This window comes from Mucilaginibacter terrae, assembly GCF_031951985.1.
Lineage (GTDB): Bacteria > Bacteroidota > Bacteroidia > Sphingobacteriales > Sphingobacteriaceae > Mucilaginibacter > Mucilaginibacter terrae_A.
On the sequence record NZ_JAVLVU010000001.1, the window covers coordinates 3,210,831 to 3,229,589 of the forward strand.

The 18,759-nt window shown below is 45.0% G+C and carries 11 protein-coding genes; all 11 read left to right on the forward strand.

Annotated elements, in window-relative coordinates; genetic code table 11:
• Positions 1–230 precede the first annotated feature (230 nt).
• Positions 231–1,628, forward strand: a complete 1,398-nt coding sequence (gene uxaC, locus QE417_RS13670) for a glucuronate isomerase (protein WP_311950851.1) — start codon at positions 231–233, stop codon at positions 1,626–1,628.
• Positions 1,629–1,637: 9 nt separating this feature from the next.
• Positions 1,638–2,684, forward strand: a complete 1,047-nt coding sequence (locus tag QE417_RS13675) for a sugar kinase (protein ID WP_311950853.1) — start codon at positions 1,638–1,640, stop codon at positions 2,682–2,684.
• The gene (locus QE417_RS13680) at positions 2,681–3,340 is read left to right on the forward strand and encodes a bifunctional 4-hydroxy-2-oxoglutarate aldolase/2-dehydro-3-deoxy-phosphogluconate aldolase (protein WP_311950855.1); all 660 of its coding nucleotides are present in this window, start codon (positions 2,681–2,683) and stop codon (positions 3,338–3,340) included. Before QE417_RS13675 ends, QE417_RS13680 begins: the two co-directional genes overlap by 4 nt.
• Positions 3,341–3,358: 18 nt before the next feature.
• Positions 3,359–4,684, forward strand: a complete 1,326-nt coding sequence (locus QE417_RS13685) for an MFS transporter (protein ID WP_311950857.1) — start codon at positions 3,359–3,361, stop codon at positions 4,682–4,684.
• Between the two features lie 120 nt (positions 4,685–4,804).
• Positions 4,805–6,427, forward strand: a complete 1,623-nt coding sequence (locus QE417_RS13690) for an NADP-dependent glyceraldehyde-3-phosphate dehydrogenase (protein ID WP_311950858.1) — start codon at positions 4,805–4,807, stop codon at positions 6,425–6,427.
• Positions 6,428–6,878: 451 nt separating this feature from the next.
• Positions 6,879–8,726 carry a glycoside hydrolase family 13 protein gene (locus tag QE417_RS13695; RefSeq protein ID WP_311950861.1) on the forward strand — a complete coding sequence of 616 codons (1,848 nt, stop codon included), beginning with the start codon at positions 6,879–6,881 and terminating at the stop codon, positions 8,724–8,726.
• A gap of 153 nt (positions 8,727–8,879) precedes the next feature.
• Positions 8,880–11,888 carry a SusC/RagA family TonB-linked outer membrane protein gene (locus tag QE417_RS13700; RefSeq protein ID WP_311950863.1) on the forward strand — a complete coding sequence of 1,003 codons (3,009 nt, stop codon included), beginning with the start codon at positions 8,880–8,882 and terminating at the stop codon, positions 11,886–11,888.
• Between the two features lie 18 nt (positions 11,889–11,906).
• Positions 11,907–13,505: a RagB/SusD family nutrient uptake outer membrane protein gene (locus QE417_RS13705; protein WP_311950865.1), complete on the forward strand. Its 1,599-nt coding sequence runs from the start codon at positions 11,907–11,909 to the stop codon at positions 13,503–13,505.
• Between the two features lie 21 nt (positions 13,506–13,526).
• A complete protein-coding gene (locus tag QE417_RS13710) occupies positions 13,527–14,273 on the forward strand; it encodes a SusE domain-containing protein (protein WP_311950868.1) in 747 nt (248 codons plus the stop codon).
• A 67-nt stretch (positions 14,274–14,340) separates the two neighbouring features.
• Complete coding sequence (locus QE417_RS13715) at positions 14,341–16,806, forward strand: glycoside hydrolase family 31 protein (RefSeq protein WP_311950870.1); 2,466 nt, start codon at positions 14,341–14,343, stop codon at positions 16,804–16,806.
• 117 nt (positions 16,807–16,923) lie between these two features.
• Positions 16,924–18,522, forward strand: coding sequence for a DUF6377 domain-containing protein (locus tag QE417_RS13720; RefSeq protein ID WP_311950872.1), 1,599 nt, complete (start codon positions 16,924–16,926; stop codon positions 18,520–18,522).
• Positions 18,523–18,759: the final 237 nt, after the last annotated feature.

Consider the following 18,759-nt stretch of genomic DNA (forward strand, 5'->3'; position numbering starts at 1 on the left):
TATTATCATTGCTGAACAGGCAATACAACTTTAGCAAACGTTTGCGTAGATTTTTAAAAGTATTGTGTTTATAAAGCCTCAAAATCTTTCATATAATCAATAATTATTATTTAGTTTGTGATTCGCTGGCTTAGTATTAAGCAATATGCTGTAAAACATTAAATAAACCTAATTAAACAGCCCGTTCTGCCTATGCAATACTATGCCTTAAAGAGTTGCCAACATTTGTTATGAAAAAGTTTTTAGACGAAAATTTCTTGCTGCAAACCGAAACTGCGCAGCGCTTGTACCACGAGTACGCCAAAGATCAGCCTATTATTGACTACCATTGTCACTTGCCGCCCGACCAAATAGCTGCCGATTTGAACTTCAGCAACCTGTCGCACATTTGGCTGCATGGCGATCATTACAAATGGCGTGCTATGCGTACCAACGGTATCGACGAAAGCTACATAACCGGCAACAAAAGCGACTTTGAAAAATTTGAGCAATGGGCGGCCACCGTGCCTTATACCCTGCGCAACCCGCTATACCACTGGACTCACCTTGAGTTACAGCGCTACTTCGGCATTCACGATATACTGTCGCCTGCAACTGCAAAGCAGATCTACGACCAGTGTACCGAAATGCTGCAATCTCCTGAGTTTTCAACCAAAAGCCTCATCAAAAAAATGAAGGTTGAGGCCATTGGCACAACCGATGATCCGTTGGATAACCTGGAGTTCCACAAACAACTTGTTGGCAACGGTGTGACTAAAGTATTACCATCGTTCCGCCCCGATAAGGCCATGAACGCCGATGATACCGTTGCCTTAAACGCCTACATCGACAAGCTGGAATCACTTACCGACCTGAGCATCGGCGATTACGACACTTACCTTACCGCACTTAAAAAGCGTCATGACTACTTTGCCGAGCACGGTTGTAAAGTATCTGACCACGGTTTGGAGCAAATTTATGCCGAAGAGTACACCGAAAGTGAAATACGCGACATCTTCATCAAAATACGTACTGGTGGCGTATTAATGCCGGGCGAGATATTGAAAATCAAATCGGCCTTATTATTCCAGTTTGCCATTTGGGATCATGAAAAAGGATGGGTTCAGCAATACCACTTAGGTGCATTGCGTAACAACAACACCCGTTTGTTAACCAAGTTAGGTGCCGATACCGGTTTCGACTCCATTGGCGATTTTACCCAAGGTCGTGCCCTGTCTACTTTCCTTAATAAATTAGATACCGAAGATAAACTGGCTAAAACCATTCTTTACAACCTCAACCCTACCCAAAACGAGTTATTTGCTACCATGATTGGTAACTTTAACGATGGTACGGTTGCCGGTAAAGTACAATTCGGCTCGGGCTGGTGGTTCCTCGATCAAAAAGACGGCATGATCAAACAAATGAATGCGCTATCGAACATGGGCTTACTGCCGCGCTTTATTGGTATGTTAACCGATTCGCGCAGCTTCCTGTCGTTCCCGCGTCATGAGTACTTCCGTCGTATACTGTGTAATTTACTGGGCGATGATATTGAGAATGGCGAATTGCCGAACGATATTGAATGGACCGGTAAAGTGGTACAAGACATTTGTTACTTTAACGCTAAAAACTATTTTCCTTTTTAAGGCAAGATAATGAGCGAAATTTCAAATAAAGATTACAGCAGCGGTTCGGTACTTAACTTTGGCGAACTGCTGCTTCGTTTAACCCCCGATGCCGACGGCGACTGGTTGCAAGAGAACAGCCTGCCGGTATTTGTAGGCGGGGCCGAGCTTAATGTGGCTACAGCCCTCTCACTTTGGGATGTACCTTCGCGCTACTTTACCGCATTGCCTAAAAATGGCATGTCAACCCAGTTGATCTCATTTTTGGATGAGAAGAATATCGACACCTCGTCGATATTTTACCACGGTAAACGTGTTGGCCTGTACTTTTTAACCAAAGGACAAGATCTTAAACATGATGCCTTGATTTACGACCGCGCCAACTCGGCTTTTGCAGAGTTGACTACCGGTTTGGTAGATTGGGATAAAGTATTGGATGGTGTTACCTGGTTTCACTTCAGCGCTATTTGCCCGGCTATTAGCCAGCAGGCAGCCGATGTTTGTCGCGAAGCTTTAGAAGCTGCCTCACGCAAAGGCATCACCATTTCGGTTGATTTGAACTATCGCGCCAAGCTATGGCAGTACGGTAAACAACCCATTGATGTAATGCCCGAACTGGCGCAGTATTGCGACCTGATAATGGGTAACATTTGGGCCGCCGAGCGTATGCTGGGCGTAAAGGTTGACGAGTTGGTAACCGAATCGGGCCAGAAAAGCCTGTACGTTAAAGAGGCTCAAAAAAGCTCAGAGGAGATTATTAAGCAATTCCCTAAATGTAAGGCGGTGGCTAACACCTTCAGGTTTACTACCGAAGATAATACCAATATTGAGTATTACACCGTACTTTACGCCGATGGCAAACCGCACGTATCAGGCGAGTACTTTGCCGAAACCATTATTGACAAGGTAGGCAGTGGCGATTGCTACATGGCCGGCCTCATTTATGGTTACTACAACAATTATGAACCACAGGAAACGGTTGATTTTGCAACCGCTGCCGCATTTACCAAACTGTTCGTAAACAGCGATGCCACTAACCGCAGCGTTGATTTTATACAGCAAGCTATTATTAAATGAAAAGCAAACAGGAAGTTTTAGACAGCATTATTACGCAAGGCATGTTGCCATTGTTTTTTTATGCTGATGCCGAAGTAAGCGTTGAAATTACCCGCACCCTCTACAAAGCAGGCGTACGCGTTTTTGAATACACCAACCGCGGTGCCGCAGCGCTCGATAACTTTAAAAAGCTGAAAGAGCTGCAACAAACCGAAATGCCCTATTTGCATTTGGGTATAGGTACCATTAAATCAATACACGAGGCCGATGCGTTTATTAATGCCGGTGCCGATTTCCTGGTATCGCCCATTGTAAACCCCGAGGTGGCCAAAATGGCACACGATCTAAACATGCTGTGGATTCCAGGATGTATGACGCCTACCGAAATTTACACCGCCCAAACTGCGGGTGCGGCTTTGATCAAATTATTCCCGGCCAATATTTTAGGTCCGGAGTTTTTAACCTCGATCAAAGAGCTCTTCCGCGATCAGTTATTTATGCCAACCGGTGGTGTAGAGTTAGATGCAGGCAATATATCAACCTGGTTTAAAGCCGGTGTATGTGCAGTGGGTATGGGAAGCAAGCTCATCAGCAAAAAAGTTTTAGAAGAGAAACTATACGACGAATTATTTACCAATACCCAAAAAGCTATTGAACTGGTGCAAACCAGCCGATAAAACCAACATAAACCAATTATGAACAACATGAAGATGAGCAATTACCGCTGGACCATTTGCGCCCTGCTGTTTTTTGCCACCACCATCAACTACCTCGACCGCCAGGTACTTAGCTTATTAAAGCCTTTGCTTTCAAAAGAATTTGGCTGGACCGATAGTGATTACGGAACCATAGTTGGCGTTTTTTCGCTGGCTTATGCATTTTCAATGCTGTTTGCAGGTAGGGTAATTGATTATTTGGGTACCAAAGCGGGTTATGCATGGTCAATTATCTTATGGTCAGTTGGTGCTATTGTACATGCATTTGCTCATTTTATTCCGAGCAGTATTTTGGGTTTCTCGTTAGGCCGTACCGTATTAGCCGTTGGCGAATCGGGCAATTTCCCGGCGGCTATTAAAACAACCGCTGAATATTTCCCTAAAAAAGACCGCGCTTTAGCCACCGGGATATTTAACTCCGGCGCTAACGTAGGCGCTATATTAGCTCCTATTGTAGTGCCATGGATTGCCGAGCAATGGGGCTGGCAGTGGGCATTTATAGGCATTGGCGCTATTGGTTTTATATGGTTGATCTTTTGGTTGCTTTTGTACGAGATCCCATCAAAAAACAGAAAACTAAGCCCGGCCGAATACGAGTACATCCACAGCGATGAAATACAGCAGCATGAGCCTATTGAAGTAGAAAAGGTAGATGAAGGCCGTAAATTTACTTACGCCGAGTGTTTCAAATTCAAGCAAACTTGGGCATTTGCCTTTGGTAAATTTATGACCGATGGTGTATGGTGGTTTTTCCTGTTTTGGTTGCCGGCATATTTCAAAGCCCAGTATAACATGGAAGGTACCGCTATTTCGTTACCGATTGCCGTACTGTATACTATAACTATGGTTGGCTCTATTGGTGGAGGTGCATTCCCTACTTACTTTATTAATAAAGGTTATGATGCTTACACTGGCCGTATGAAGGCCATGTTTGTTATTGCCCTATTCCCTTTAGTTGTTTTACTTACGCCATATTTAAGCCAGTTCAGCTATTGGTGGGCGGTGGCACTTATAGCCATTGGCGCATCAGCACACCAGGCATGGAGTGCTAATATATTTACCACCGTGGGCGATATGTTTCCTAAAAAGGCCATTGCAACCATTACCGGTATTGGCGGTATGGCTGGTGGTATCGGCTCTTTCTTGCTTAGCAAAGGAGCTGGTATGTTATTTGACCACTATAAAGAGCAGGGTCATATCCAAACGGGCTACTCTATCATGTTTATACTGTGTGCCGTAGCTTACATTATTGCCTGGGTGGTAATGAAGGCTCTGGTGCCTAAGATGAAGCCTATCGAACTATAAATAGTTAATGCAAGGTCATTTATGGTTTTATGACATATGTGCATGAAACCATTTACCCTGCGCGCGTATTTTTACAAAACAAACAACCAAAACTTAACAGATTAACAAAAATCAATTATCATGAGTTTCAACGACGAGCTTAATAGCTTATTTGTTGAGGAGAGCCAGATACCGGCCGAATACCGGATCGAAGAGCTCCATCAACGGGAGTACCTGGTTAACGGGGAAATGAAACAATGGGACGGCGAGGTTAGCGAGGTGTACTCACCTATTTGCATACCCGGTCCTGATGGTTTACAACGCAAACTAATTGGCAGTTACCCGCTGGGTACCGAAAAGGAAGCGATGGACGCCCTTGAAGCCGCAGAAGCAGCTTACAACAATGGCCGCGGCGAATGGCCTACCATGAGCGTTGCCGACCGCATTAAGTGCCTCGAAAAGTTTGTGTACAAGATGGTAGAGCAGCGCGACCTGGTGATCAAGCTTATTGTATGGGAAATTGGCAAATCGGTTGCCGACTCGACCAAGGAGTTTGACCGTACGGTTGAATATATTAACCTTACCATTGACGCACTAAAAGATATTGACCGTCAGTCGTCACGTTTTGAAATGGCCGAAGGTGTGGTTGCACAAACCCGTCGTTCGCCAATTGGAGTGGTATTGTGTATGGGGCCGTTCAACTACCCGTTAAATGAAACCTTTACTACCCTTATACCTGCCATTATCATGGGCAACACTATCCTCTTCAAACCACCAAAACATGGCACATTAGTTCACTACCCTTTATTGAAAGCCTTCCAGGAATCGTTCCCTAAAGGTGTGGTAAATACGGTTTACGGTCGTGGTGCTAACGTTACCCCGGGCTTAATGGCTACCGGTAAAATTAACGTGCTGGCCTTCATTGGCTCGAGTAAGGTGGCTAACGATTTAAAGAAACGTCACCCCAAAATTAACCGCTTACGCGCCGTATTAAGTTTAGATGCCAAAAACGCAGCCATCGTTACCAAAAGCGCCGATTTAAACATTGCCGTAGCCGAGTGTATCTTAGGTTCGTTATCATACAACGGCCAGCGTTGTACCGCCATCAAGATCATCCACGTACACAAAGATGTGGCCGATGAATTTTTAAAATTACTGAGCGAAGGCGTTGCCAAATTGAAATACGGTATGCCATGGACCAAAGGTGTAAACCTTACCCCGGTGGCCGAACCAGGCAAGCCAGCTTACCTGAAAGAGTGTATTGATGATGCCGTTGCTAACGGTGCCAGCGTAGTTAATGAAAACGGTGGTGCAACGGTAGCTTCGTTCGTGTTCCCGGCTATAGTTTACCCGGTAAACGATAAGATGAAGCTATACCGCGAGGAGCAGTTTGGCCCGGTTATCCCGGTTATTCCGTTCGATAGTATCGAAGAGCCTATTCAGTACCAGATCGATTCGCCGCATGGTATGCAGGTGAGTATTTTCAGTACCGATGCACAGGAAACTGCCGATCTGATCGATCCGTTTGTAAACCTGGTAAGCCGCGTTAACATTAACGCCCAATGCCAGCGCGGACCAGACGTGTTCCCTTTCACAGGCCGTAAAGACAGCGCCGAGGGTACACTTTCGGTACATGATGCCTTGCGTTCGTTCTCTATCCGTTCGTTGGTGGCCACTAAAATGACCGATGCCAACAAGCAATTACTAAATGAAATTGTAAACGAGCACGATAGCAACTTCCTGAGCACGAACTATATTTTCTAAGAAGAGAATAAAGCGTACAGATTCTTGTAATAAAAACGGTAGCCTGCAAAGGCTGCCGTTTTTTGTTTAAAACATTTTTTAAAGAAATTATACCATCACCAAGCATGTAAAAAAGTAAGATGAAGCATGATATTTTGCTTTCTAAATGGAAAATCAAGTCTAAAAACCGTTAAATTTTCTAAAGTAATATTTCTATTAAATTACTAATTGTCAATGTTTTACACATTAAATGATTTAAATAAAGCGTAAATAGCTGTTTGCAAAAAGCAAATTCGCCTGTCTGTGAGTTTACTTTGCATTGTGGTTATCCCAAAGCGCTTGCTCTAAGGTATCACACGGTAAACCAATTATACACGAACACCATTCACGAAATTTAGCCTAACAGCAATAACGCGTTGCCCTGGATGTGTATTTTTTAAAGTTTGCCTAAAGCAACTATTAACTGACCTTGATGAAAAGATTTTTACTTTTAATTGCTTTTGTACTCACCTTTGCAGGCACTCGTGCAGCCCAAATTATAAGGGTAGAACCGGCATCATGGTGGACAGGCATGGTTAATACCCAGCTGCAGCTGATGGTATATGGCAAGGGCATTGGCGCATCAAAAGTAAGCTTTACTTATCCGGGCGTAACCTTGAAAGAGGCTGCCCACACCAATAATCCCAATTATCTTTTTGTTTACCTCAATATTGCTAAAGACACCAAGCCGGGCACGCTTAAACTTCAGTTTAATCAAGGTAACCAAACACTTACCCATAACTACCCGCTGCTTGCCCGCACTAATAAAGAGGGCGCTGCCGGTTTTAGTCAGGCTGATGTGATGTACCTAATCACCCCCGATCGCTTTGCCAATGCAAATGCCGCAAATGATGCATTAGAGGGCGTACAGGTTAATCGCGAAGATCCCAACGCCCGCCACGGTGGTGATTTGGCCGGTATAGAAAAACGCATCAATTACATTAAAGATCTTGGGTTTACCACCGTTTGGCTAAACCCGGTGCAGGAAAACCGCATGCCGGGCGGCTCATACCATGGCTATGCAATTACCGATTTTTATAACATCGACCCACGATTTGGTACCAACACCGAGTTTAAAAACCTGACCGCCAACATGCACCGTAATGGGCTGAAGGTAGTGATGGACATGATTTTTAACCATTGCGGCAGTTCGCACTGGTGGATGAATGATTTGCCTTCGAAAGATTGGATCAACAATAACTCGGGCACTTATGTGCAAACCAACCATGCTAAATACACGCTGATGGACCCGCATGCGGCCGGTATTGATAAAGACATCCTGATAAACGGCTGGTTCGTTAAAGAAATGCCCGACCTCAATCAGCGTAACAGGCATTTGGCCACTTACCTTATTCAAAACAGTATTTGGTGGATCGAGTATTCGCGTATCGACGGTATCCGTCAGGATACTTATCCTTACCCCGATTATGATTTTATGGCCCGCTGGTGCCGCGAGGTGCAGGCCGAGTATCCGCAATTCAACATCGTGGGCGAATCATGGTATGGCCGTTCATCGGCTTCATCATGGTGGCAGCAGGGTTCGGCCTTAAACAAGCAGGGTAAAACCGGCTTGAAAACCGTAATGGACTTCCCGCTTACTTTTATTACTTCGGGCGCATTTGATTACATTAAAGAAGACAGAACAGGTGAGGGTAGTCCGCTATACAGTATTTACGAAGAGCTGGCGCAGGATTTTATGTTTGCCGATCAAAGCAACATCCTCACCTTTTTAGATAACCACGATCTTGACCGCTTTGCCCGCGCCGATGACCCTGACTTGCGCCGCTATAAACAAGCGTTGGCATTTTTGTTAACCACCCGCGGCATTCCGCAAATTTATTATGGTACCGAAATATTAATGGACGGTAAAAAAGCCAAAAGCGACGGTTATGTACGCACCGATTTTCCGGGTGGATGGGCTGGTGATAAAACGGATGACTTTACCCCCGCAGGCCGTACCGCTAAGCAAAACGAAGCATGGAGCTACATGCAAAAACTGCTTACCTGGCGCAAAAACAACCCGGCCATAGCACAGGGCAAACTGGTACACTACGTACCCGACGGAACCGGCGTTTATGTGTACGCCCGCACCAGCGGCACCAAAACCGTACTGGTTTTGCTCAACGGTACTAACACCGAGCGCGATGTACCCATGGAGCGTTTTAAACAGGTAACCGGCACCCGAACGCGTGGCACCGATGTAATAACGGGTAAGCAACTCAATATCTCCCAAAACATAAAAGTACCCGCCAAAGGGCAATATATTTTAGAATTAAACTAACCAAAGTACCATATGCATAGCAAATAACTGTACGCAAACCTAACCAACCAAACCAATAGTCACAGTTAATGCAGGTAAGGCTTTGCCGTACCAGAGCATTTCAAAACCAATTATTTTTTAACCAATAAGTTTTTACAGCAAAACGTAAGTTGTATGAGAAAGAACTATCTCAAAAATTTTGCCCTTGTTTGTTTGCTGCTCGTTTTTTCGGGCTTTGCATTTGCGCAAACAGGCGGCATAACCGGCAAAGTGGTCGACGAAAAAAGCGAGCCTCTACCCGGTGTAAGTATTGTTATTACCGGTACCACACAAGGTACCGTAACCGGCCCCGATGGTGTATACCGCATCAGTAATATCAAGGCAGGCAGCTACACGCTATCGGCCCAGTTTATAGGCTACGAGAAAATTAGCAAAGCAGTTACCGTAACCAACGGTGCCACCGCCACAACCGATTTTCAACTGGTGCCCGATAATAAGGCATTGGGCGAAGTGGTGGTTATTGGCTACGGTACCCAAACCCGTAAAGAAGTAACCGGTGCTATTTCAACCGTATCGTCAAAAGATTTTCAGAAAGGAACCACCACTACCCCTGCCGAGTTAATTCAGGGTAAAATAGCGGGTGTATCGGTTACAACCAACAGCGGTCAGCCGGGTGCAGGAGCCACTATCCGTATTCGCCAGGGAGCATCTTTGAATGCCAGTAACGACCCCTTGATCGTTATCGATGGTGTGCCGGTGAGCAACAATGCCATTTCGGGCGCTTCGAACCCTTTGGCGCTCATTAACCCCGATGATATTGAGACGTTTACGGTATTAAAAGATGCATCATCAACCGCTATTTACGGTTCGAGGGCATCAAACGGTGTAATTTTAATTACCACCAAAAAAGGCACTGCCGGTACGCCGCAGTTTACCTTCTCAACCAAAAATGCCATTGCATCTATGCGTAATAAAATCGATGTTTTATCGGCAGATGAAGTGCGCAATTATGTCCGCAATTATGATGCAGCTAATGGCACTAACCGTTCATCATTTTTAGGTAGCGCCAATACCGACTGGCAAAACGAAATTTATCAGAAAGCTTTTACCTCTGATAACAACTTCAGCGTATCGGGCACCACGCACAAATTACCTTACCGCCTTTCGGTAGGTTATTTAGATGCTAACGGTTTATTAAAAACCGATCGCTTACAACGTACTACAGCAGCTATCCGTTTAAGTCCTAAGTTTTTTAACGATGCCTTGAAATTGGATTTTAATGTAAACGGCACCTACGCAAAAAGCCGCTTTGGCAACCAGGATGCTATTGGTGCAGCCATTGCATTTGACCCAACCCAACCGGTTTATAAAACAGGCAGCCCTTTTAACGGCTATAACGAGTGGTATGCTACTACCGGAGGAACCGTAGTGCTTAACCCTAACGCGCCCCGTAACCCGGTGGCTTTATTAAATGATAAAACCGACCAGTACGAGACTTACCGCAGCTTTGGTAACTTTACGGCCGATTACCGTTTTCCATTCCTGACCGGGTTAAGAGCTAACTTAAATTTAGGTTACGACCTTTCAAAAGGCGCGGGCAGCGTGTTTGTTCCGGCTACCGCAGCCCAGGCTTATGCTAATGCCGGCTCCAGCTATCAATCGCACCAAAAAAATTATAATACAACCGGCGAGTTTTACCTCAACTACGTTACCGATGTTAAATCGATAAAAAGCAACATCAACGCAACTGCCGGTTACGGTTACTACGACTTCCGTACAGTAAACCGCAATTATCCTCGGTACAATGCAGCGGGTGTGCTGTTAGCGGGTTCAACCCCGGTATTTGCTTTTGATGTTCCGCAATACACGCTCGAATCGTACTACGGACGTTTGATATACACTTTTGATACCAAGTACATATTTGCAGGTTCAATTCGTACCGACGGCGTTTCGCGCTTTTCGCCCGATCAACGTTGGGGGGTATTTCCATCGGCGGCCTTTACCTGGCGCATCAGCGATGAAGATTTCCTAAAGTCATCAAGAACAGTATCTGATTTAAAACTGCGTGTGAGCTACGGTATTACCGGTCAGCAAGATTTAGGTAACGATTACCTGTACCGTTACCTGCCAACCTACTTTGTGAGCAATAACGACTCGCAATATCAATTTGGTAACCAGTTTTACAACATGTATACGCCATCGTTTTACGATTCAAATTTGAAATGGGAAACTACCGCAACAACCAACGTAGGCTTCGATTTTGGTTTCCTGAACCAGCGTATTAGCGGTAGCGTTGATGCTTATTACAAAAACACCAAAGACCTGTTATCATACATCTTCCTGCCTGCAGGTACCAACTTTACCAATGGCCTGGTTACCAATGTGGGTAACATGGTTAACCGTGGTATTGAGCTGAATTTAAACTTTGTACCGGTAAAAACGCAGGATATTAACTGGACCGTAAACTACAACATCGCTTACAACCATAACAAAATTACCAACCTATCAGCAACCGGTGTTAATGATAGTTCGGTAGGTAACTCAGTAGGTGGTATTACCGGTGGTACAGGTACCAACGTTCAAATACAGTCGGTTGGTTACTCGCCTAATGCATTTTATGTGTACCAGCAGGTTTACGACCAAAAAACAGGTAAGCCGTTACAAGGGGTATTTGTTGACCAAAACAAAGATGGCGTTATTAATAACAGCGATCTGTACCACTACAAATCGCCTTTCCCTAAGTACATTATGGGTTTCAGCACCAATTTTAATTACAAAAAATGGTCGGTCTCAACAGTACTGCGCGCTAATATTGGCAACTACATGTACAATAACGTGGCCTCAAACCTGGGTACACAAAATACCATCATCAGCACGGCAGGCAACCTAAATAATAATGCCAGCCGCGATCTGCTGAACACCGGTTTTACCAACAGTACTTACCTGTCTGATTATTACGTTCAAAACGCGTCGTTCCTGCGTATGGATAATGTGGGCCTGAACTACAGTTTTGGTAAAGTTTTCAAAGGATCAGGTTTAAAACTTAACGTAGGCGCCAACGTGCAAAACGTGTTTGTATTGACCAAGTATAAAGGACTTGACCCTGAAATTTCGGGCGGTATTGATAACACGTTCTACCCTCGTCCGCGCACTTATACCCTGAGCTTAAACCTTGGCTTTTAACCCTTAAAAGAAGATAAGATGAAAAAGAATATATGGAAAAATCTGGGTATGGCTGTTTTAGTTTCAGCGGCCCTGGTATCCTGCAAAAAAGACTTAGACCGTACCCCAACCAATGCCACCACGGCCAATGATGTGTACAGTACCCCGCTGGGTTATAAACAATCGCTGGCTAAGGTATATGGCGCATTTGCATTAACCAGCAGTGTAGGTGCCGATAAATCAGACTTAGGTGGTATTGATGCCGGTACGTCAGACTTTATACGCCTGTATTGGAGCGCCCAGGAATGGACCACCGAAGAGGCGCTTTGTGCCTGGAACAATACCGATGTGCCCGACTTTCATAACCTTAACTGGGGACCGAACAATACCTTGCTGAATGGTTTATACAACCGTTGTATATACCAGATTACGGTAGCCAATGCCTATATACGTGAATCGACAGATGATAAGCTGGCCAGCCGTGGTATTACTGGTGCCGATGCCGATAATGCGCGTAAATACCGCGCCGAGGCCCGTTTTTTACGTGCTTACCAATACTGGGTGTTAATGGATTTGTTTGGCAACCCGCCATACGTTGACGAAACCACCCCGATAGGTAAATACCTGCCCGAGCAAATTACCCGTGCTAAATTATTTGCCTACATCGAATCGGAACTAAAAGCTATTGAACCAGCCTTAGCAGCACCCCGCCAAAACGAATATGGCCGTGCCGACCAGGCTGCCGATTGGGCTTTACTGGCCCGTATGTACCTGAATGCCGAGGTTTATTTAGGTAGCGGTAATGCAAAAAACACCGAGGCTATTACTTATGCCAGTAAAGTAATTGGTGCAGGTTATACCTTAATGTCGAGCTACCAACGCCTGTTTTTAGCCGATAATAACCTGAGTAATACCGAAACCATATTATCGGTTAACTACGATGGTGTAAATACGCAAAACTATGGTGGCACAACCTACATTGTAAACGCTGCTATTAATTCTGATATGAACCCTGCCAGCTTTGGTGTACCAAGCGGCGGATGGGGTGGTAACCGCAGCACACGCAACCTGCCATTATTATTTGCCGATCGTACCGGTACTACCGACAAGCGCGCCATGTTTTATGGCACCAACCAGGAAATTAGCAACGTAAACGAATTTACCCAGGGCTTAGCAGTTACCAAGTACAAAAACCTTTTACAAAACGGCACCGCAGCACCATCAACCGGGGGCACTTATTGCTCTGTTGATTTTCCGTTGTTCCGCCTGGCCGAAATGTATTTGATTTATGCTGAGGCTACCCTACGTGGTGGTACCGGAGGCAATACAGGTACTGCATTAACTTATGTAAACGCCCTGCGCACCCGTGCTTACGCTGGCAGTATTGCCGGTAACATAACTCAAGCAAGCCTTACGCTTAACTTTTTGTTAGATGAGCGTGGCCGCGAGTTGTACTGGGAGGGTTTCCGCCGTACCGATTTAATACGTTACGGACTGTTTACCTCGGCTACCTATTTATGGCCATGGAAAGGCGGCATACGCGATGGAAAAGGTGTTGAGGCATACCGTACACTGTTCCCTATCCCGAGCAGCGATTTGAACAACAACCCTAATCTTAAACAAAACACAGGTTATTAATAAGCACATCATAAGTTTATTATGAAAAAGATATTGTTTTCAATAATGGCAGCGGGCGGCGTAATGCTGCTCCTGCTGGCATCCTGCAAAAAGGATGAAACCAAAGTTTACTCATCGTTGGGTAATGCCGGAACGCTTACGGCATCAACTACAAGTCCGGCCCTATCCAAAGCTAATGGCGACAATGTAGCTCTTACCTTTAATTGGGGAGCAACACCTGTTACGGGGAGTGCAGGCACGGTTACTTACACCCTGCAGATTGATAAAAAAGGCAACAATTTTAAACTCCCGCGCGAAATTGCGGCAGCAGGTACTACCACCTCGGTTAAGGTAATTGACCTGAACAAGGCCTTGCTTAACCTCAGCCTTGCCGAAAACGTGTCAACCCAGGTTGAAGTGCGTCTTAAATCAAGCATTGCGGCAAATACCGACCCTGTTTACTCAAATGTTGTTACACTTACCGTTACGCCGTATTCGCTCATTTCATACGTGTATGTACCCGGCGGTTACCAGGGCTGGAATCCGGCTTCGGCTCCTACACTGGCATCGGCCACCAGCAATGGTATTTATGATGGCACAGTTACCGTAGCGGCAACCGTTACCGATTTTGGCTTTAAAATAGCCCCCGAGCCTAACTGGAATTTGAGCTACGGTGGCGCAAGCGGCCAATTAAGTACAAGCGGCGCAAACTTAGCGTTCTCAGGTGCGGGCACTTATAAGCTGCATGTTGATATGAATGCGCTTACCTACACCATAACCAAGCAATAAGCAATACCGGGCAATACTCGCAGGTGTTGCCCGGTGATTTTTTTGAATATCTAACCCTGCTAAATAAATGAAGATTTTGAACAAAGTGCTTCCGGCTGCATTGTTAACCCTTTGTGCTGTTGCCGCAAGCTATGCACAAAGCCCGGCAGTTAAAGGCGCAGGTAATGTAAACCAGGTGCAAATAAACGGGCAGCAGGTTAAACTAACCACGCAAAACGCCTTTGCCGAAGTAACGGTTTACAGCCCATCGGTAATACGTGTGCGTATGGATAAGCAGCCGCTGCAGCCCGATTTTTCGTACGCTGTAATTGCTAAGCCGCAGCAAACCAAGGCAACCATCAATCAGGATAATAACCAGCTGAGCATCATTACCGATTCACTTAAACTCGTTATCAGCAAAAAGCCTTATGCGGTTGCTTTTTACACGCCCGACGGTAAGGTGATAAGCGAAGACGAAAAGGGATTGACCACCTCATGGGTTAATGAGTCGGTTACCACGTACAAGCACATGCAAGACGGCGAGCGCTTTGTTGGCCTGGGCGAAAAAACCGGTAACCTCGACCGTAAAGGCAGCGGCTACACCAACTGGAACTCCGACACGTTTGGCTACCGCACCGATCAGGACCCCATTTATTCGACCATACCATTTTATATAGGCATACACCATAACCTCAATTATGGTATTTTCCTCGATAATACTTTTCAAAGCGATTTTAACTTTGGGGCGAGTAACAACCGCTTCTCATCATTCGGTGCCCGTGGCGGCGAAATGAACTACTACTTCATTTACCACAAACACGTGGCCGATATTATCAACTCCTATACCAACTTAACCGGTCGCATGAAAATGCCACCGCTATGGAGCCTCGGCTACCAGCAAAACCGCTACAGCTACTACCCCGATACCGAGGTATACCGCATAGCACAAACCCTGCGTGAGAAAAAGATACCAGCAGATGGCATTACGCTCGACATCCACTACATGGATAAATACAAGGTGTTTACCTGGGATAAAACCCGTTTCCCCGACCCGGCCAAGCTGACAAGCAAGCTTAAAGATATGGGCTTGCGCTTAACCCTAATTGTTGACCCTGGCGTTAAAACCGAAGCCGGTTATCCGGTTTATGAAGACGGTGTAAAAAACAACGTCTTTATTAAATATAGCGACAGCACCAACTATACCGGGCAGGTATGGCCGGGCTGGTGCCACTTCCCCGATTTTACTTCGGATAAAGGCCGTAGCTGGTGGCATGGGCAGGTAAAAAAGTACGCCGATGTTGGTGTGGATGGCATTTGGAACGACATGAACGAGATTGCAACATGGGGCCAAAAAACACCCGATAACGTGTTGTTTAATTACGATGGCCGCAACGTATCGCACCTGCAGGGCCACAACGTTTACGGTTTAGAAATGGCACGCGCCAGCTACGAGGGCTACCTTAAAGCAAGCGGCAACAAACGTCCGTTTATGTTAACCCGTGCTGGTTATGCAGGCTTACAACGCTATACCGCCATTTGGACAGGTGATAACCGTGCCGAAGAAGACCACATGCTTTTGGGTGTACGTTTACTAAGCAGCCTGGGTTTAAGCGGTGTAGCTTTTACCGGTATGGATATTGGCGGTTTTACCGGCAACCCTAACGTTGCTTTATATTCACGATGGATGCAGATAGGCGCATTTAGCCCATACTTCCGTAACCATACGGCGGTTAATACCAAATCGGCCGAGCCTTGGGCATTTGGCGAGGAAGCGCTGGAGATTTCGCGCAACTTTATTAACCTGCGTTACCGCCTGCTGCCTTATTTGTATTCTACATTTTATGAGGCAACCCAAAACGGTCACCCGGTAGTGCGCTCATTGGCTATTGATTATACCTTCGACCCTAAAATTTACGAAACCCAGTTTCAAAATCAATATGGCTTTGGCAACAGCTTTATGGTGGCTCCTTTTGGAGGCGTGGATAGCTTTGGAGCCGTATATTTTCCCGAAGGCAACTGGTACAATTTGTATACCGATGAGCAGATAAGCGGCAAGCAGGAAAAACTAACCCGTGTGAGCATTAATAAGCTGCCTGTATTTGTTAAAGAAAGCAGTATAGTACCCATGCAATCGCTCATACAAAGCACGGCCGAAAAACCTACCGATACGCTTACCCTGCACATTTACAAAGGCAACCGCAACAACAACTTTGTATACTATGAAGATGATGGCGAAAGCTACGATTACGAAAAAGGCTCGTTCTACAAACGATTGATGACTTACAATGCCGCCGCCAAACAGATCGTACTTAATGAAGCCCAAGGCAACCGCGCATCAAAATTTAAATACATTAAAGTGCAACTGCACGGTTTTGATGGCAAAGAGAAAGTTACCGTAAACGGTAGATCGGTTAGCTATAAAAAAGAGTTCGTATCGCTGTTAAACCCGATCTCAACCTTCGACCCTCAGGGTACCGACAATGCCCCTGAAGGCAGCAATGTACAAAGCCTGTTAATTGATAACAGCAAAGGACGCATTGTACTGGCCTACTAACAGCAACCCTATATTAACTGCTGGCAAAGCCCTCGGCACAAAACTTTGTGTTGAGGGTTTTGCATTTGTTATAATAAGCAGTTACACATACTTTTGCACATGATTAACACCTATGTTATGAGATTGCTGTTTGTGGTTCTTCTGGCTGTTGCTTCGTGGCAGCAGTTGGCGGTTGCACAAAGTAACAACGGGCTTATTGATGAGCTTAAACAAGAAATAGGCAAAAAAAAGCAATACGACCAGCAAAAGGAACAAACACTTGAAGCGCTTAAAAAGCAGCTGAATGCAACCCCTATACAAAATGCCGACCGGTTTTTTGACCTATGCAGCAGTATATACAACGAGTATAAATCATACCAATATGATTCGGCTTATGTATATGCCGATAAGCTTTATAAGCTTAGTATTAAAGTTAACAATACAAGCCAAACCTACCAGGCCAAATTAAAAATTGCCTTCATCATGCTGTCATCGGGCCTTTTTAAAGAAACCTTTGACAATTTGAAAGGCATCAACCCGCAATTATTGCCCGATAGCGCCCGGTTTGATTATTACTCGCTGTTAACACGTGCAAACTATGACCTTGCAGCCTTTAATAACGATAAGCACTACACGCCTTTATATAACTCCCTCGCCAATAAGTATATCGATTCGGCCATAGCTTTGAGTAAGCCCGGGTCGTACGATTATCAGTATTTTTCGGGATATAAAGCCCTGAAAAATGGGAAGCAGCAAATTGCCGAAACTACATTTAACAACCTGCTCAGGCAAAAACTTAACCGCCACCAGTACGCTATAGTAACATCTACCTTAAGCAACTTGTATTTGCCCAAAAATCAGCAAAAGGGAGTTGATCTGCTTATACATGCGGCCATTGGCGATATACAATCATCCACCAAAGAAACCGTGGCCCTGCTTTGGCTGGCCGAGCATTTATACAAGCAAGGCAATAATAAAGATGCTTATGATTTTTTGCAGCAAGCCATGGCCGATGCCGAGTTTTACGGCGCACGCCAGCGCCAGTTGCAAATAAGTACGGTATTACCCATTGTGGCCGCCCAGCAACTCAGTTACTCGGAAAGTGAACGTACCCGGTTTTTAACCTACTTTTTGCTCATCACGGTTTTGGCTTTGGTTGTAATAGTGATCACCATTTTATTGTTTAAGCAGTTAAAAGCGGTGCAGGCGCAGGAGAAAATAATTGAAGATAAGAATGCCGAACTGGAAGCCACCAATAACAAACTAACAGAGGATGCCCGAATTAAGGAGGATTACATCGGCCACTTTTTCGATTCGATCTCCATGTACATTACCAAGTTGGAGAAGTTGAAACACTCGATTGAAACCAAACTCACCCTCAAAAAGTATGATGAAATACGCGCAACCGTAACCGACATTAACATTAAAAAAGAGCGCGAGCAACTGTTCTACACGTTCGACCATGTGTTCCTGAAGATATTCCCGAATTTTATTGCCGAGTTTAACGCCTTATTTGAGGAAAAAGACCAGATATGGCCCCGCGAACATGAAGCTCTCACTACCGATCTGCGCATTTTTGCCCTCATGCGTTTGGGCATAACCGATGTACAGGCCGTAGCCAATATTTTAGAGTACACCGAAAAAACCATTTACGTTTACAAAATGCGCATTAAGGCCAAAGCCAAAATACATGGCGATGAATTTGATAGTCACATTATGAGGATTAAAGCAGTTTAAAATTTCTGTTGTTAACCCCCCAAACGCCATAAGCAAATCAAATAATGGAATAAATAAAAGCTCTTAAATAAAATTTTAAGAGCTTTTTTCAATTAGGTTAAATCCGGGATCTGCGGCAATTTCCTTTTCATGTGTTAAAAAAAGTAAGTTTTAACACAAGCAAACCAATCTGTAAAAAATGCCCTACAGTATCTAACGTACTGTTTATTGGATAATTTTTGTTCAATATTCATCAAT

What these genes read in the sequence shown, in the direction of transcription:
- uxaC (WP_311950851.1), top strand. Translation starts at nt 231, where the DNA reads ATGAAAAAGTTTTTAGACGAAAATTTCTTGCTGCAAACCGAAACTGCG.
- QE417_RS13675 (WP_311950853.1), top strand. Translation starts at nt 1,638, where the DNA reads ATGAGCGAAATTTCAAATAAAGATTACAGCAGCGGTTCGGTACTTAAC.
- QE417_RS13680 (WP_311950855.1), top strand. Translation starts at nt 2,681, where the DNA reads ATGAAAAGCAAACAGGAAGTTTTAGACAGCATTATTACGCAAGGCATG.
- QE417_RS13685 (WP_311950857.1), top strand. Translation starts at nt 3,359, where the DNA reads ATGAACAACATGAAGATGAGCAATTACCGCTGGACCATTTGCGCCCTG.
- QE417_RS13690 (WP_311950858.1), top strand. Translation starts at nt 4,805, where the DNA reads ATGAGTTTCAACGACGAGCTTAATAGCTTATTTGTTGAGGAGAGCCAG.
- QE417_RS13695 (WP_311950861.1), top strand. Translation starts at nt 6,879, where the DNA reads ATGAAAAGATTTTTACTTTTAATTGCTTTTGTACTCACCTTTGCAGGC.
- QE417_RS13700 (WP_311950863.1), top strand. Translation starts at nt 8,880, where the DNA reads ATGAGAAAGAACTATCTCAAAAATTTTGCCCTTGTTTGTTTGCTGCTC.
- QE417_RS13705 (WP_311950865.1), top strand. Translation starts at nt 11,907, where the DNA reads ATGAAAAAGAATATATGGAAAAATCTGGGTATGGCTGTTTTAGTTTCA.
- QE417_RS13710 (WP_311950868.1), top strand. Translation starts at nt 13,527, where the DNA reads ATGAAAAAGATATTGTTTTCAATAATGGCAGCGGGCGGCGTAATGCTG.
- QE417_RS13715 (WP_311950870.1), top strand. Translation starts at nt 14,341, where the DNA reads ATGAAGATTTTGAACAAAGTGCTTCCGGCTGCATTGTTAACCCTTTGT.
- QE417_RS13720 (WP_311950872.1), top strand. Translation starts at nt 16,924, where the DNA reads ATGAGATTGCTGTTTGTGGTTCTTCTGGCTGTTGCTTCGTGGCAGCAG.